Source organism: Burkholderia sp. S-53, from assembly GCF_025560745.1.
GTDB lineage: Bacteria > Pseudomonadota > Gammaproteobacteria > Burkholderiales > Burkholderiaceae > Burkholderia > Burkholderia pyrrocinia.
On record NZ_CP090484.1, the window covers coordinates 852,985 to 867,609 of the forward strand.

Consider the following 14,625-nt stretch of genomic DNA (forward strand, 5'->3'; position numbering starts at 1 on the left):
TCGGATTTTGTGCTCGGTTCGCCGCCCCGTCGCCGGCCGGCCCGCACCGGGCCAGCTGACAAAAATCCGCGCCAGTATATCCACATTGCCGAACACTGCACAACGGACGCACCATGCTGCATAAGCGTGCGCTCGTCCTGTCGATCCTCGTGCTCGCGTCGTGCGGGCTCGGCTACGAGCTGATCAGCAGCGCGCTGTCGAGCTACCTGCTCGGCGATTCGATCCTGCAGTTCTCGTCGGTGATCGGCTGCTACCTGTTCGCGATGGGGATCGGCTCGTGGCTCGCGAAGTTCGTCGAGGACGACGACGTGCTCGATCGCTTCGTCGACATCGAGCTGCTCGTCGGCCTGCTCGGCGGCGTATCGGCTGCCGTGCTGTTCGTGGTGTTCGCGTGGCTCGCCGCGCCGTTCCGCGCGGCGCTCTACGCGCTGGTGCTCGCGCTTGGCCTGCTGATCGGGATGGAGATCCCGCTCGTGATGCGCGCGTTCCAGCAGCGGCGCCAGGCGTTCCGCCATACCGTCAGCGAAGTGCTGACCTTCGACTATCTCGGCTCGCTCGCCGTGTCGCTGATCTTCCCGCTCGTGCTCGCGCCGCGTCTCGGCCTGCTGCGCACGAGCTTCCTGTTCGGGGTCCTGAACGCATTCGTCGCCCTGTGGACGACCCACCTGTTCCGCGACGAAATCCGCAACGTGCGCGGCAAGCTGATGCGCGCGGCGCTCGTGATCGGGCTGCTCGTCGCCGGCTTCGCGCTGTCGGACCGCATCACGCACTGGGCCGAACATGGCGTGTACGGCGACGAGACGATCTATTCGGAAACGACGCCGTACCAGCGCATCGTGCTCACGCAATGGCACGACGACATGCGGCTGTACCTGAACGGCAACCTGCAGTTCTCGTCGCGCGACGAGCATCGTTATCACGAGGCGCTGATCCATCCGACGATCGACGCGCTGCCGTGGGCGAAGCGCGTGCTCGTGCTCGGCGGCGGCGACGGCCTCGCGGTGCGCGAACTGCTCAAGCACCGCAACCTCGAACAGATCACGCTCGTCGATCTCGATCCCGCGATGACGAAGCTGTTCTCGACGTCCGCGCCGCTCGTCAAGCTGAACCAGGGCTCGCTGAAGGATCCGCGCGTGCACGTGATCAACGACGACGCGGTGCGCTGGCTCGAAGCGAGCGCCGACGTGTACGACGCGATCGTCGTCGACTTTCCCGATCCGACCAACTTCGGGCTCGGCCGGCTGTATTCGGTGCCGGTGTTCCGGCTGCTCGCGCGCCACCTGTCGGAGAACGGCTACGCGGTGATCCAGTCGACGTCGCCGTATTTCGCGCCGCACGCGTACTGGACCATCATCGCGACGCTGCACGAAGCCGGGCTCAACACGTGGCCGTACCACTGCTACGTGCCTTCGTTCGGCGACTGGGGTTTCGTGATCGCCGGCAAGCGCCGCGACTTCACGGTGCCGACGCACTACTCGGTGCCCACGCGCTGGCTCGACGCGCAGACGGCCGCCGAGATGTTCCACTTCCCGGCCGACATGCCGGCGCTACCGATGACGCCGAACGAACTCAACGACCAGCCGCTCGTGCGCCGCTTCGACGCCGACTGGAAACACGTGCTGCGCTGATGGATCGCCGCACGTTCCTCGTCGCGTCGGCGGCCGCGTCGCTCGCCGCATGCGGCCGCACCGGCTGGATCGAGACGACGCCGCGCGTCGGCTACCCCGGCATGCGCGAAGGCCATGCGCTGCGCGACCATGCCACGCTGCCGCCGCCTTCCGGCACGATCGAAACGGACGTCGCGATCCTCGGCGCCGGCGCGGCCGGGCTGTCGTGCGCATGGCAGCTCGCACGCGCGGGACACAAGCGCTTCGCGGTGCTCGCGGGCCCCGAATTCGGCGGCAACGCGGCCGGCGGCCGCTTCGGCGATCTCGGCTATCCGAAAGGCGCGCACTACCTGCCGCTGCCGTCGCTCGAATCCGCGCATCTGCGCGACATGCTCGCCGATCTCGGGGTGATCGAATCCGCACCGTTGTCCGCGCGTCCCGTGTACGACGAGCGCGCACTCGTCCACGCACCCGACGAACGGCTCTTCATCGCCGGGCAGTGGCAGGACGGCATCGTGCCCACGGCCGGCCTCGGCGCCGACGCGCTCGCGCAGCAGGCGCGTTTCTTCGCATACACGGACGGGCTGCGCGCCGCGCGCGGCGCAGACGGCCGCAAGGTGTTCTGCATCCCGATCGCGGAATCGTCGCGCGACCCGCGCTGGCGCGCGCTCGACCGACGCTCGTTTCGCCAGTGGCTGCTCGACGAGGGTTACACCGCGAAGGCACTGCACTGGTACCTGAACTATTGCTGCCGCGACGACTACGGCGCGGGATACGAGCACGTGTCCGCATGGGCAGGGCTGCACTATTTCTCGTCGCGCGGCGGCCACGCAGGCGATGCGGGCGACGGCGCGGTGCTGACCTGGCCCGACGGGCTGCGCACGATGGTGACGAAGCTGACCGATTCGATCACCGCGCGCACCGGCTCGAATGCGTGGTCGCGCGACGGCTTCGCGGTGCGTGCGACCGAACGCGCGGGCGGCGTCGACGTGCTGTGCGCGCGCATCGGCGACGATGGCGCGCTGTCGACGTTCACGCTGAAAGCGCGGCGCGTCGTGTGCGCGATGCCGCTGTTCGTCGCGGCTCGCGTGTTTCCGCAGCTTTCCGCGTACGGCTTCGAGCCCGCGCGCGACCTGCCGCCGCGCGCGCCGTGGCTCGTGTCCAACTTCCTGCTCGACGGCATGCCGGCCGAAGCAGCCGGCGTGCCGCTCGCGTGGGACAACGTCGTCTACGACGGCGCGGGGCTCGGCTATGTCGTGTCGACCCACCAGTTGATCCGGATGTCGCCGCCGACGCGCTCGGTGTTTTCCGCGTATCAGGCGCTGAGCACGCAAGCGCCGGACGACACGCGCCGCTGGCTCGCGCAGGCAAAGCCCGACGCGTTGCGCGAACAGGCGGCGATCGACCTGCAGGCCGTATACGGGCGCGAGCTGTGGAAACACGCGACGGCGCTCGAAATCACCGTGCGCGGCCATGCGATGGCGACGCCCGACGTCGGCTTCCTGAGCCGGCCGGGGCTGCTCGCGCTGCGCGATGCCGACGGCCCCGTCGTGTTCGCGCACGCGGATCTGTCCGGGCTGTCGCTGTTCGAGGAAGCGTCGTACTGGGGCATGCTCGCGGCCCGGCGCGTGCTCGCCTGACGGCCGCCATTCGTCATTGCGGCGCCGCCGCCACCCGCTATAATCGCGCGACATTCCGACTGCATTGAGCAGGCCGACGGTGCCGCGCCGTTCGACGCGCCGTATGCCCTCCTCGACAACAACAATGACGAACCGAACCATCCGACGCCTTCGCCCGTTCGTGCGTGCCGCCGCGCGCATGCTCGCGTGCGCCCCGCTGCTCGGCGCGCCGCTGGCGCTGCATGCGGCAGACACCGCAGGCACCGGCACCGATCCCGCATCCGGGCGCTACATCGTCGTCGATACCGGCCATACGCCGGCGCACCCGGGCTCCACCGGCGCGAGCGGGCGCGTCGAATACCTGTACAACCTGGACCTGTCCGCAGCGGTCGCGGAAAAGCTTGCCGCGCGCGGCGACCGCGTGCTGCGCACGTCGGCCGACGGCCGCGAGATCGCGCTCGACCAGCGCTCGACGCAGGCGCCCGACGCGAACCTGTTCGTGTCGATCCATCACGACTCGATGCAGCAGCAGTTCATCGACGCAGGCCGGCAGCGCGAATTCCGCGGTTTCTCGGTGTTCGTGTCGGAGCGCAATCTGCATTACGCGGAAAGCCTGCGTTGCGCGAAGGCGATCGCCGAGCGGCTGGTCGCGGCCGGCGAAAGGCCGTCGCTGTATCACGCGCAGCCGATCCGCGGCGAGAATCGCCCGCTGATCGACCCGCAACTCGGCATCCACCGCTTCGACGATCTCGTCGTGCTGCGCACCGCGCCGATTCCGGCCGTGCTCGTCGAAGCCGGCGTGATCGTCAATCCCGACGAGGAAGCGCGGCTCGCGCGGCGTGAGACGATCCAGCGCCTGTCCATCGCAATCGCGGGCGGGATCGACGCATGCACGGCACCGAAGTGACGGCATCGCCCATTGGGCTCAACGGTTTTCACCCAGTCAGGAGCATCACCATGAAAAAGAAGAATCTGTTCGCATCCTGCGCGCTGCTCGCGCTTGCCGTTCCGTTCGCCGCGCACGCGGCCGGCTGTGCGAAGCCGCACAGCGCGTTCGACCAGGTGTACTGCAGCAGCACGCAGTTCTCGCAGACCGACCGCGAACTCAACGACGAATACGGCCGGCTGCGCAAGCAACTGAGCGGCGACCAGCAGGCGACGCTGAAGGCCGGCCAGCTCGCGTGGCTGAAGCAGCGCGACGCGCAGTGCAGCGAGACCCGCAACAACGGCTACCTCGTGGATCTCCAGTGCGCGACCGACATGACGGCGTCGCGGCTGTCGTTCCTGCGCGAGCGCGAGCGTGAATGCACGAGCACGGGGTGCGTGGCGTCGAAGCTCGGGGAGTAAGCACTTCGAAGGTGCCGTGCCGCGAAGCGTTTCGCGGCGCGGCGCTTCGGCACCGCGAAAGGAACGGCGATGCGGCATGAATTCTCCGAAGTCCTCAACGATCTGATCGATTACTTCCTCGTCGGCGATCTTCTGCTGCTGAAGCGCTACAAGGAACAGCATGGACTGTCGGACAACGTCGCGTCCGAGTTCACGACGAACGACAGCGGCGACCATGCCGTGCTCGAAGGCATCGTCATTCCGCTGGCCGGCATCGAGAACCATCCATACACGGTCATCTTCACGCTGGACGACGAAACGCCCGAATTGCTGAACGCTGAAAGCCGCCTGCAGCATCGACGCAGCGGGTACGTGCTGCGCGTCGAGCATCGTTCGGTCATGCTCTACACGTGGCGTATTCTCGAACGCTGCACCGACGAAGCGGTGAACGCGCTGCTCGCGCGGTACCGCGAACCGGGCAGGCCCGTCATTGAAATCGAGAATGGCTGGTACGAAGTCGAAGTGCTCGGCGGAGAAGTCCCGCGCAACGGATGGTTCGAACCGGCGTTCGAATTCGTGCTGAAAAGAACCGACGAACCGGGCGATGCGTCGCAAGTGGATATCGGCTACCGTTTCGCGATCGACAGTAGCCTGGACCCGGCGGATTGAATCCCGCACAGGACAAAGCGACAGTCAGCAACCGATCAGGCGGAACACGCATGGCACCGAATACGACGACGATCGACATCCGCGCTGCGACATCCGCCGATGCCGCGACCATTGCCGACATCCACGTCGCGTCGTGGCAGGCAACCTACCCGGGCATCATGCCGGCCCCATTCCTCGCGGGCCTGTCGGTGGAAAAACGCACAGCCGCGTGGCGCTGCGCGCTCGACGCCGGCCGCCCGCGCGTCGCGCTCGCATTCACGGGCAGCGACGCAGCAGGCTGGATCGCCTACGGTCCGACACGCGACACCGACAAGGATCGCGCGTGGGGAGAAATCGAAGCGATCTATCTGCATCCGTCGCATTGCGGGCAAGGAATCGGCACGGCGCTGGTCGACCATGCGTGCCGATCGCTGCACCACGCGGGCCATGCATGGGTATCGCTCTGGGTGCTCGTCGAAAACCGCCGAGCAAGAGCGTTCTATGAACGCGAGGGCTTCGTCGCCGAAAACGACATCAAGACGTTCGAGATCGACGGTACGCCAATCGAGGAAGTGCGCTACTGGCGCGCACTTCCCTGGTTTGCTTCGTCGACGCGCGCGGCAATCACAAGAACCACCGATACTCCCGCGCACTGATCTCATTACGAAAATCCAGCTCCTCCTGCCGCTTGTTCTCGCAGTACACCATCACGAACTCGCTGCCGAGCCCTTCGCACGCGGCCGGATGATCCTGCATCGCCGCGACGGCCGACAGCATCTCCTTCGGAAAATCGATCCCGCTGCCGCGGTCCTCGTTGAGCGGCGCGATCGGCTCGAGCCGTGCATCGAGCCCGTGCTCCATCCCGGAGAGAATCGCTGCGAGCACCAGGTACGGGTTCGCGTCCGCACTCGCGAGCCGGTGCTCGATCCGCAGGTTGCGTGCATCCGACTCGGGAATCCGGATGCATGCATCGCGATCCTCGAAACCCCAGCTTGCGCGGCTCGCCGCGTTCACCATCGACCCGTAGCGCCGGAACGCGTTGTGATTCGGCGCGAACATGGGCATGCAATGCGGCAGCAGCGCGAGGCATCCGGCCACCGCGTGCCGCAGCGGCCGCTGCCCGTCCGCCGCGAGCAGGTTGCGCCCCGCGTCGTCGTACAGGCTCACGTGCACGTGCATCCCGCTGCCCGGCGCATGCAGGTAAGGCTTGCCCATGAAGCTCGCGCGATAGCCGTGCTGCAACGCGACGCCGCGCGTGCTGCGGCAGAACAGCGCCGACCAGTCGGCCGCGCGCAACGCGTCGTCGGTATGGCCGAAATTGATCTCGAACTGGCCGGGCCCGAGCTCGGCCGTGATCACCGTCGCATCGACGCCCTGTTCGCACGCGGCCTCGACCATCTCGTGCAGTACGTCGGAGAAGCGCGACAGGCGCTCGATATGCATGTTCGGCTGATCGTCGCGGTCGTCGCTCAATCGGTCGCGCGGATACTGCGGCATCCCCTCCGCGAGCTGCGCGGCAAACAGGTAGAACTCGAGCTCGAACGCGACGACCGGTCGGATGCCGCGCGCCTCGAAACGCCGCAGCACGCGCGCGAGCACCTCGCGCGGCTCGAACCCGATCGGCGCATCGGTGCCGTCGGAGCTGATCAGCATCTGCGCGAGCGGCTGCCGCTCCCAGCGCACGGGCTTCAGCGTGCCGGGGATCAGGCGGCGCGGCGCGTCGGGGTCGCCGTCGTTGAAACAGTAGTCGCCGATCTTGTAGAGGCCGCCCTGCGTGCCGAGCAGCACGCAGTTCTGCGGCAGCTTCAGCAGCGAGCCGGACGCAACCTTCTCGAGCGCATCGATCGGGTAGCGCTTGCCGTAGAAATGCCCGGGCAGGTCGAGGCAGATCAGGTCGACATAACGGATCTCGGGGTGCGCCTGCCGGAATGCGCGGACTTCATCGACCAGCGCGGGAACGACGTCAGCCATGTCTCATCCTTTCCATGTCTTGTATGACGGTGCCGCAGCGCGGCGCACCGGATTCATGCGGCGCACCGGACGACGCACGCCGCATTTAAATCAGTACTGCAAACATGCTGCGCGGCGCGGCGGCCTGCGACACCGCCCGCCCCGCCGACAACTCAGGTGAACACCCAGATCACGCGCGTCGGCGCGTCGGTCAGGTTGGCATAACGGAACCGCTTGTGCGCGGGAAGCTGGAACGCATCGTTCGGGCCGAGCGTGACGGGCGTGTCGTCACCGTCGATCCAGATCGTCAGTTCTCCTTCGAGCACGAAGCCGCCCTGCTCGTCGCTGTCGTCGACGGGCCGCTCGCCGCTGCTCGCGCCCGGCGCGAGATGGCTTTCGAGGATCGAGAAGCGCGAGCGCATGTTCGGCGACACGAGGATGTCGGTAATGCCGGCCGCGTAATACACGGTGCGCCGCTCGTCGGGCCGCGTGACCCACGGCACGCTGCGCGGCTTGCTCAGGCTGTAGAAATACGTGGTCGGCACGCCGAGCGCCTCGCCGATCGCGGTCAGATCCGCGACCGTCGGGCGCGACAGCCCGCGCTCGACCTGCGACAGAAAGCCGACCGAGCGGCCGATCCGCTCGGCGAGGTCGTTCAGCGTGACCTTGCGATGCTTGCGCAGGTCGCGGATCAGGATCGCCAGACTTTCTATCTCTTCCTGTTCGTTCATGATGGGTTCCGGTGCGGTCAGACGGTATCGCGCAAACGGTACCAAACCTTGCCGAGCGCTTCCAGTGGCGCGGCAAGCCGGTCGCCACCGGGGAAGCGCGGGTTGCGGATGCGCTGGTACTGCTCGAGCAGGCGCCCGTCGCCGAGCACGGCGTCGGCGACCGCACGCGCACCGGCGAGCGTCGGCAGCACGCCGTGCCCCGAGAAGCCCTGCAGCCAGTAACGCTGCCCGTGGCGTCCGATGTCCGGCGTGCGGCGCATGCTGATGTCGATATGGCCGCCCCACGCGTAATCGAGCGGCACGCCGGCCAGTTGCGGGAACGCGCGCTCGAGGTGCGGGCGCGTCGCCGCCGCGATATCGGCGGGGATGCCGCCGAGATACGTGCAGCCGCCGCCGAACAGCAGCCGGTTGTCGGGGCTCAGCCGGAAGTAATCGGGCACGAACTGGTTGTCGATCACGCAGCTGTTCTGCGGCAGCAGCGAACGCGCGACGTCGGCCGTGAGCGGCGCGGTCGCGACCTGGTACGTGCCGACCGGCAGCAGCCGGCGCGCCAGGTCGCGATCGAGCCGGTCGACGTACGCGTTGCAGGCGAGCACGAGCACGTCCGCGCGCACTTCTCCACGCGCCGTGCGGGCGATGTGGCCGCCGGGCGTCTCGCGGCAATCGAGCACGCGGCTCTGCTCGAAGATGCGGCCGCCTGCGCGCTCGATCGTCTGCGCGAGGCCGAGCGCAAGCTTCAGCGGATTCAGGTGGCCGGCCTCCGGATCGTGGAGCGCCGCGAGATAGCGCGTGCCGCCGATCCATTCGGGCATCTCGTCACGCCCGATCACGCGCAGCCGGTCGTAGCCCCATCGCTCGGCCGCCGCGTCGCGGGCCTGCGCGAGCATCGCGACGCGGCGCGGCCGCACCGCGGCCCACAGGCTGCCGGGCCGGTAGTCGATGTCGAAACCGTGCCGCTCCGGCAGTTCGCGCACCTCGGCCGCGGCCCAGCGCATGCTGTCCCACAGCAGCCGTGCGCCGTCGCGGCCGAGCGAATCCTCGAGCGGCTGCATGTCGCACGACCAGCCGAGCAGCGCCTGCCCGCCGTTGCGGCCCGACGCGGCCCACGCGACGCGGCTCGCCTCCAGCACGACGACGCGCTTGCCGGCGAGCGCGAGGCGCAATGCCGTATGCAGCCCGCTGAAGCCCGCGCCGACAACCAGCACGTCGGCGTCGATACGCTCGTCCAGTTCCGGACGATGCGGGATCGGCGCCGGGTAGGTGCCGGCGTAGTAGCTTGCGACGTGACGGTCGGACTGCACGAACATGCGGACTCCCGTGAAATTTTCATCGGCAAATTTCATGAAAAATTAGCACGACAATTTCACGGAGGCAAGCGTGCGGGAAAGCGGCGCATCGACGGGCTGGCAACCTTTAGAGATTCGTCGAACCGCTACCGGCAGCGAACCGGACAAGACACCTGCCGCTTCTGCCTGTCCGTTCCCGCCGCCGACAAACCCTTGTCGTTTCGGCATGGACGTGACGGGCAGCAGTCACGTTTCCCCCGTTTTCGTCCGTCCGGACTCCGATCAACCGAATCGACCGATCGATCGATACACGTGACGACTCGCGTACGAACTACGCAGGACCGGCGAGTTGCCCCGCCATCCGCCGCCCCGGATTTTTACCCTTGTCAAAATTTTGGCCAGAGAGAATGACGCGCTGAAACCGTGCGTCATCGATCCATGCAAGGCCCTCGCAAACCCTTTTCAGACCCGCCCTATCGCTGACCGGGAGACAAGATGCCCACGAACCAGGATTCACGCCCGATGGCCGATTCGGATCACGGAGAATTCTCGTTGAGCGAAGTCCCGCTCGCGAAACGCACCGGATTCCTGTCCATCACGATGGTGTTGTTGAGCTTCACGTTCTTCACGGGAACGATGTTTGCCGGCGGCAAGATCGGTGTCGCGTTCGACGTCGTCAGCATGATCCGGATCGCCGTGATCGGAAACCTGTTGCTCGCCGCCTATGCGGCGTCGCTCGCGTTGATCGCCGCCCGCAGCGGCCTGAATGCGGTGCTGATGGGGCGATTCTGCTTCGGGGAAGTCGGCAGCAAGCTGTCCGATTTCCTGCTCGGCTTCGCCGAACTCGGCTGGTACGCATGGGGGACCGCGACGGTGGCGATCGTACTGGTCAAGCTGCTGGGGTGGCCGGCCTCCGTTACCACGCCGTTGATGATCCTGTTCGGTTTCGGATTCTCCATCACGGCCATCATCGGCTATCGCGGCATGGACGTGCTGTCGCGCGTCTCCGTGCCGTTGATGTTCGTGCTCCTGATGACGTCGATGTGGATCGCCACCCGCGATATCGGCGGCTGGGCCGGCCTCACGCACGTCGTGCCGTCACATCCGATGCAGTTCTCGGCTGCCGTGACGATGGTCATCGGCACCTTTGCCAGCGGCGCCACCCAGGCCACCAACTGGACGCGCCTCGCACGCAGCGCGCGCAGCGCCGTGTCGGCCAGCATGATCGGCTTCTTCTTCGGCAACGGCCTGATGATCGTCGCGGGCGCGTACTGTGCGATCGTCTATCAGCAAGCCGACATCGTCGAGGTGATGATGCTGCAGGGCCTGTCGATCGCGGCGGTCGTGATGCTGTGCCTCAACCTCTGGACCATCCAGGGGCCGACGATGTACAACGTCGCGGCCGCCGGATGCCATCTGCTGCGCACCGAACGGCGCCGCACGCTCGTCGTCGTGGGCGCAGCGATCGGCATCGTGCTCGCGGTCGGCGGGATGTACGAGCTGCTGATTCCATTCCTGGTGCTGCTCGGCTCGATCATTCCGCCCGTCGGCGGCGTGATCATGGCGGACTACTGGTACCGCCATCGCGGGAAATACCCGTCGCTTGCCACCGCCCGCCTTCCGCGCTTCAATGTGATCGGTCTGGCCGCGTATGCGATCGGCGCCGTACTCGCCTATACGTCGCCGTGGATCGCGCCGATCGTCGGCATCGCGGCGTCGGCCGCCGCCTACGTCGTGCTGCTGCAGGTTGCTCGCGCGTTCTCGCGCGAACCGTCCGTCCAGGGTGAATGATTGCGCTGCGCGCCCTCCCGGTCCCCATACAAAAGGAACGCTCATGAAAATCATCAACGTCAGATTGCGCGGCCGTAGCGGCCTCCACACGATCGACATCGATGCGGACACGATCCGCGGCATCGACGTCCAGCCGTCGCCGCTGACGCCGCAAGGAATCGACGTGATCGATGCAGGCAGCAACCTCGTGATTCCGCCGCTGGTCGAGCCGCATATCCACCTCGATGCGACGCTGACCGCCGGCGAACCCGAGTGGAACATGAGCGGCACGCTGTTCGAAGGCATCGAACGATGGGGGCAGCGCAAGGCCACCATTACGCACGACGATACGAAAGCTCGCGCCCACACCACGATCGGGATGCTGCGCGACAACGGCATCCAGCACGTGCGCACGCATGTGGACGTCACCGATCACACGCTTGCCGCGTTGAAGGCGATGCTCGAGGTCAGGGACGAGGCGCGCGATCTGATCGACCTGCAGATCGTCGCGTTCCCTCAGGAGGGCATCGAGTCGTTCGAGAATGGACGGGCACTGATGGAGCGCGCGATCGAAATGGGCGCCGACGTCGTCGGCGGCATTCCGCATTTCGAGAACACCCGCGACCAGGGCGTGAGCTCCATCAAGTTCCTGATGGATCTCGCGGAACGCAAGGGCTGCCTCGTCGATGTCCATTGCGACGAAACCGACGATCCGCATTCACGCTTCCTGGAGGTGCTCGCCGAGGAAGCGCGGGTTCGCGGGATGGGCACGCGCGTCACCGCCAGCCACACGACCGCGATGGGTTCCTACGACAACGCCTACTGCTCGAAGCTGTTCCGCTTGTTGAAGCGGTCGGAGATCCATTTCATTTCGTGTCCGACCGAAAGCATCCACCTGCAGGGGCGTTTCGACACCTACCCGAAACGACGCGGCATTACGCGTGTGGCAGAGCTCGATCGCGCCGGCATCAACGTGTGCTTCGGACAGGATTCGATCAAGGATCCGTGGTACCCCGTCGGCAACGGCAACATCCTGCGCATCCTCGACGTCGGCCTGCACGTGTGCCACATGCTCGGTTATGAAGACCTGCAGCGATGCCTCGACTTCGTCACGGAGCACAGCGCGCAGGCGATGTCGCTGGGCGATCGCTACGGCATTGCCGTCGGGCGGCCGGCCAATCTTCTGGTCCTCGACGCCGATTGCGACTATGAAGTGATCCGCAAACAGGCAAAGGTGCGATTGTCGCTGCGCGCCGGGAAGGTCATCATGCAGCGCGCGCCTGAACGCATCACCTATCCTGAAGCGGGCACGCGTTGAGCGTGCAACGACGACGCTGGTCCGACATGCCGGTGGAAGAAGAGCGATGAACCCGTCCGGGCCGACTCCGGAAACGCCCGTCCGGCCCCACCGCCGGCGGGAAGCGCTGCGTGGCACGCTCGAGGCGGCCATTCTCGCCGCGGCCGAGGAATCGTTCTCCACGTACGGCTTCGAGGGAAGTTCGGTGACCACGATCGCAGCGGCCGCCGGCTTGTCGAAGCAGAACCTGATGTACTACTTCCCGACGAAGCTGGCGCTCTACCGACGCGTGCTGGACGACGTATTGCGCGACTGGCTCGGCAGGATGCGGGAGTTTGCGGCGCCCGATCGCGAGCCCGCGGAAGCGATGTCGGCCTATATCCGGGCCAAGCTCGAATTTTCCAGAAATCGCCCGCATGGATCGCGGGTTTTTGCGCTGGAGATCATCGGCGGAGCAAAGACCTACGGAAAGGAAATCCGCAAGCAACTGATTCCGGTGTTGCGCGACGACATCCGGGTGCTCGAACGCTGGATCGACGAAGGCAAGGTCAGGCAGGTCGATGCGGAGCACCTGTTCTTCCTGATCTGGGCCGCCACGCAGGCGTATGCGGATTTCGCCCCGCAGATGCTGCTGGTGCTCGGCAAGCGCACGCTCGGAAGCGACGATTTCGACGCGGCTTACCGCACCATTTCGAATCTGGTGCTCAACGCGCTGATCACTCGAGACGGAAAGACGGAATGACGGATTGACCGCCTCCGTGATCGCCATTCATGCACGGCGGTCACGGAGACGTGCCTGCTACCCGGCGCCATCGGCGCTCGCCGGGAAAGCGCCGGGTGACATTGCGCTGCTGTGTGCTTGGTCACCGTTTGCTCGCCCCACTGCGGCTCGCCCGAGACCCGCCGGTCAGTCGTCGTGCTTGTAGCGCTTCTTGTTCTTGTGCTTGTTGCCGCGGTAATGATCGTCGGAACGCGAGTTGTTGCGCGACACGTGGCCGCCCAGCGCCGCACCCGCGCCGCCGCCCACGGCGGCGCCGACGAGGCTGCCGGCCGTGCCGCCCATCGCGTTGCCCGCAGCGGCGCCCGCGCCGCCACCCAGTGCGCCGCCGACGACCGCGCCCGTGCGTTCGCGTTTGTTCGACGTCACCGCACCGCCTGCGCCACCGCCCACGGCCCCGCCGATGATCGCACCCGTGCTTCCGCCAACCGCGTTGCCGACCGCTGCGCCCGCGACGCCGCCCAGCGCGCCGCCCAGTGCATTGTTCGTGTCGCCTGCCACGGCAGGCAATGACGCCACCGCCATCGCACCGACCACCACTGCCATCCCGGCCAATTTCTTCAGCATCTGTCTGCCCTTTCCGCTTTATGAGATATCGATGGGCGAATTTAGCATCTTTCAGGTAAGCCCATCGTAATGAAGCGTTAAATCGGGCGCTTTCCTGGCCGGCACCGCCGCCGTGCCGAATCCGGCCGGCACGTTCGACCGCGCCACGACGCGACGGACGCTCTGCATCGGCTCCCCGGATTGTCCCGCCGCGCTCTTCCTTCCCGCGCCCGCGATCCTGCATTACCATCGTGCGTCCGCCGCGCCTGCCCGCTTCCGGCAAGCGAACCCAGCCACCTCCCCGCTCCCGCACCGATGCTCGCCCTCGTCATCCTCGCCGGCCTCTGGGCCGGCCTGCAGAACACCCTCGCCGGCGGCGGCTCGTTCGTCACGCTGCCCGCGCTGATCGTGTCGGGCATGTCGCCGCTCGCGGCGAACATCACGTCGACGGTCGCGCTGTTTCCCGCGCAGGTCACGACCGGCTGGGCAAGCCGAAACATGGTGCGCGGCGCCGGCAAGCTGTCGTTTCGCGCGCTGTTCGCGATCAGCGTCGTCGGCGGCGCGCTCGGCGGGCTGCTGTTGCTGAAGACGCCTTCGTCGATCTTCTCGCGCCTCGTGCCGTGGCTCGTGCTGTTCGCAACGATCGTGTTCGCGTGGGGCAGCTTTTTCCGCAAGCCGGGCGAGGGCACGGCGCACCTCGGCACCGTGCCCGCCGCGATCTCGCAGTTCATGATCGCGATCTACGGCGGCTACTTCGGCGGCGGGCTCGGCTTCCTGATGATGGCCACGCTGACGATGGCCGGCCTGTCGCCGCGTCACGCGATGTCGACGAAGAACGCGCTTGCCGGCGTGATGAACGCATCGGCCGTCGTGCTGTTCCTGACGTCGCCGCACCTGCACTGGGGCGCGGCGCTCGCACTCGGCGGCGGTGCAATCGTCGGCGGGCTGCTCGGCACGTGGGCGCTGCATCGCGTGAACGAACGCGCGCTGCGGATCGGCATCGTCTGCATCGGCGCGGTGCTGACCATCGGGTTGTTCGTCAAGCCGATCTGACGCACGCACACCGT

14 protein-coding genes are annotated in these 14,625 nt (G+C 66.9%); 10 read left to right on the forward strand and 4 right to left on the reverse strand.

Features of this window, described 5'->3' with window-relative positions; genetic code table 11:
- Positions 1-113 precede the first annotated feature (113 nt).
- The 6 genes from LXM88_RS26045 (at position 114) to LXM88_RS26070 (ending at position 5,856) form a co-directional block, all read left to right on the forward strand.
- Positions 114-1,628 carry a polyamine aminopropyltransferase gene (locus LXM88_RS26045; RefSeq protein WP_262545497.1) on the forward strand — a complete coding sequence of 505 codons (1,515 nt, stop codon included), beginning with the start codon at positions 114-116 and terminating at the stop codon, positions 1,626-1,628.
- Positions 1,628-3,247, forward strand: coding sequence for an NAD(P)-binding protein (locus LXM88_RS26050; protein WP_262545499.1), 1,620 nt, complete (start codon positions 1,628-1,630; stop codon positions 3,245-3,247). The genes LXM88_RS26045 and LXM88_RS26050 overlap by 1 nt, the downstream gene beginning before the upstream one ends.
- A gap of 124 nt (positions 3,248-3,371) precedes the next feature.
- On the forward strand, positions 3,372-4,133 hold the full coding sequence (locus LXM88_RS26055; RefSeq protein WP_262545501.1) for an N-acetylmuramoyl-L-alanine amidase family protein: 762 nt from the start codon (positions 3,372-3,374) through the stop codon (positions 4,131-4,133).
- Positions 4,134-4,183: 50 nt separating this feature from the next.
- Positions 4,184-4,573, forward strand: a complete 390-nt coding sequence (locus tag LXM88_RS26060; RefSeq protein WP_047902734.1) for a lysozyme inhibitor LprI family protein — start codon at positions 4,184-4,186, stop codon at positions 4,571-4,573.
- A 69-nt stretch (positions 4,574-4,642) separates the two neighbouring features.
- Positions 4,643-5,221, forward strand: a complete 579-nt coding sequence (locus LXM88_RS26065; RefSeq protein ID WP_262545504.1) for a hypothetical protein — start codon at positions 4,643-4,645, stop codon at positions 5,219-5,221.
- A gap of 50 nt (positions 5,222-5,271) precedes the next feature.
- Positions 5,272-5,856 carry a GNAT family N-acetyltransferase gene (locus tag LXM88_RS26070; protein ID WP_262545505.1) on the forward strand — a complete coding sequence of 195 codons (585 nt, stop codon included), beginning with the start codon at positions 5,272-5,274 and terminating at the stop codon, positions 5,854-5,856.
- Here LXM88_RS26070 and LXM88_RS26075 read toward each other — a convergent pair.
- The 3 genes from LXM88_RS26075 to LXM88_RS26085 all read right to left on the reverse strand — a co-directional run bounded on the left by LXM88_RS26075 (position 5,825) and on the right by LXM88_RS26085 (position 9,188).
- Positions 5,825-7,171 (reverse strand): glutamine synthetase family protein, encoded by a 1,347-nt coding sequence (locus LXM88_RS26075; RefSeq protein WP_262545507.1) that lies wholly within the window; start codon positions 7,169-7,171, stop codon positions 5,825-5,827. The genes LXM88_RS26070 and LXM88_RS26075 overlap by 32 nt on opposite strands.
- A 152-nt stretch (positions 7,172-7,323) precedes the next feature.
- Positions 7,324-7,881 carry a helix-turn-helix domain-containing protein gene (locus tag LXM88_RS26080; protein WP_021163465.1) on the reverse strand — a complete coding sequence of 186 codons (558 nt, stop codon included), beginning with the start codon at positions 7,879-7,881 and terminating at the stop codon, positions 7,324-7,326.
- Positions 7,882-7,898: 17 nt separating this feature from the next.
- Positions 7,899-9,188, reverse strand: a complete 1,290-nt coding sequence (locus LXM88_RS26085) for an NAD(P)/FAD-dependent oxidoreductase (RefSeq protein ID WP_262545515.1) — start codon at positions 9,186-9,188, stop codon at positions 7,899-7,901.
- A gap of 501 nt (positions 9,189-9,689) precedes the next feature.
- On the opposite strand from LXM88_RS26085, the gene codB reads away from it, so the two are divergent.
- Genes codB through LXM88_RS26100 form a run of 3 tightly spaced genes read left to right on the forward strand, consistent with a single transcriptional unit; the run spans position 9,690 to position 12,976 of the window.
- Complete coding sequence (gene codB, locus LXM88_RS26090; RefSeq protein WP_262545517.1) at positions 9,690-10,958, forward strand: cytosine permease; 1,269 nt, start codon at positions 9,690-9,692, stop codon at positions 10,956-10,958.
- A 43-nt stretch (positions 10,959-11,001) separates the two neighbouring features.
- Positions 11,002-12,255 carry a cytosine deaminase gene (gene codA, locus LXM88_RS26095; RefSeq protein ID WP_262545519.1) on the forward strand — a complete coding sequence of 418 codons (1,254 nt, stop codon included), beginning with the start codon at positions 11,002-11,004 and terminating at the stop codon, positions 12,253-12,255.
- A 46-nt stretch (positions 12,256-12,301) separates the two neighbouring features.
- The gene (locus tag LXM88_RS26100; RefSeq protein ID WP_262545520.1) at positions 12,302-12,976 is read left to right on the forward strand and encodes a TetR/AcrR family transcriptional regulator; all 675 of its coding nucleotides are present in this window, start codon (positions 12,302-12,304) and stop codon (positions 12,974-12,976) included.
- A gap of 165 nt (positions 12,977-13,141) precedes the next feature.
- Here LXM88_RS26100 and LXM88_RS26105 read toward each other — a convergent pair whose 3' ends face one another.
- On the reverse strand, positions 13,142-13,579 hold the full coding sequence (locus LXM88_RS26105) for a hypothetical protein (RefSeq protein ID WP_262545522.1): 438 nt from the start codon (positions 13,577-13,579) through the stop codon (positions 13,142-13,144).
- Positions 13,580-13,873: 294 nt separating this feature from the next.
- Here LXM88_RS26105 and LXM88_RS26110 point away from each other — a divergent pair, with 294 nt between their 5' ends.
- Positions 13,874-14,611: a sulfite exporter TauE/SafE family protein gene (locus LXM88_RS26110; protein WP_262545524.1), complete on the forward strand. Its 738-nt coding sequence runs from the start codon at positions 13,874-13,876 to the stop codon at positions 14,609-14,611.
- The last annotated feature ends 14 nt before the right edge of the window (positions 14,612-14,625 follow it).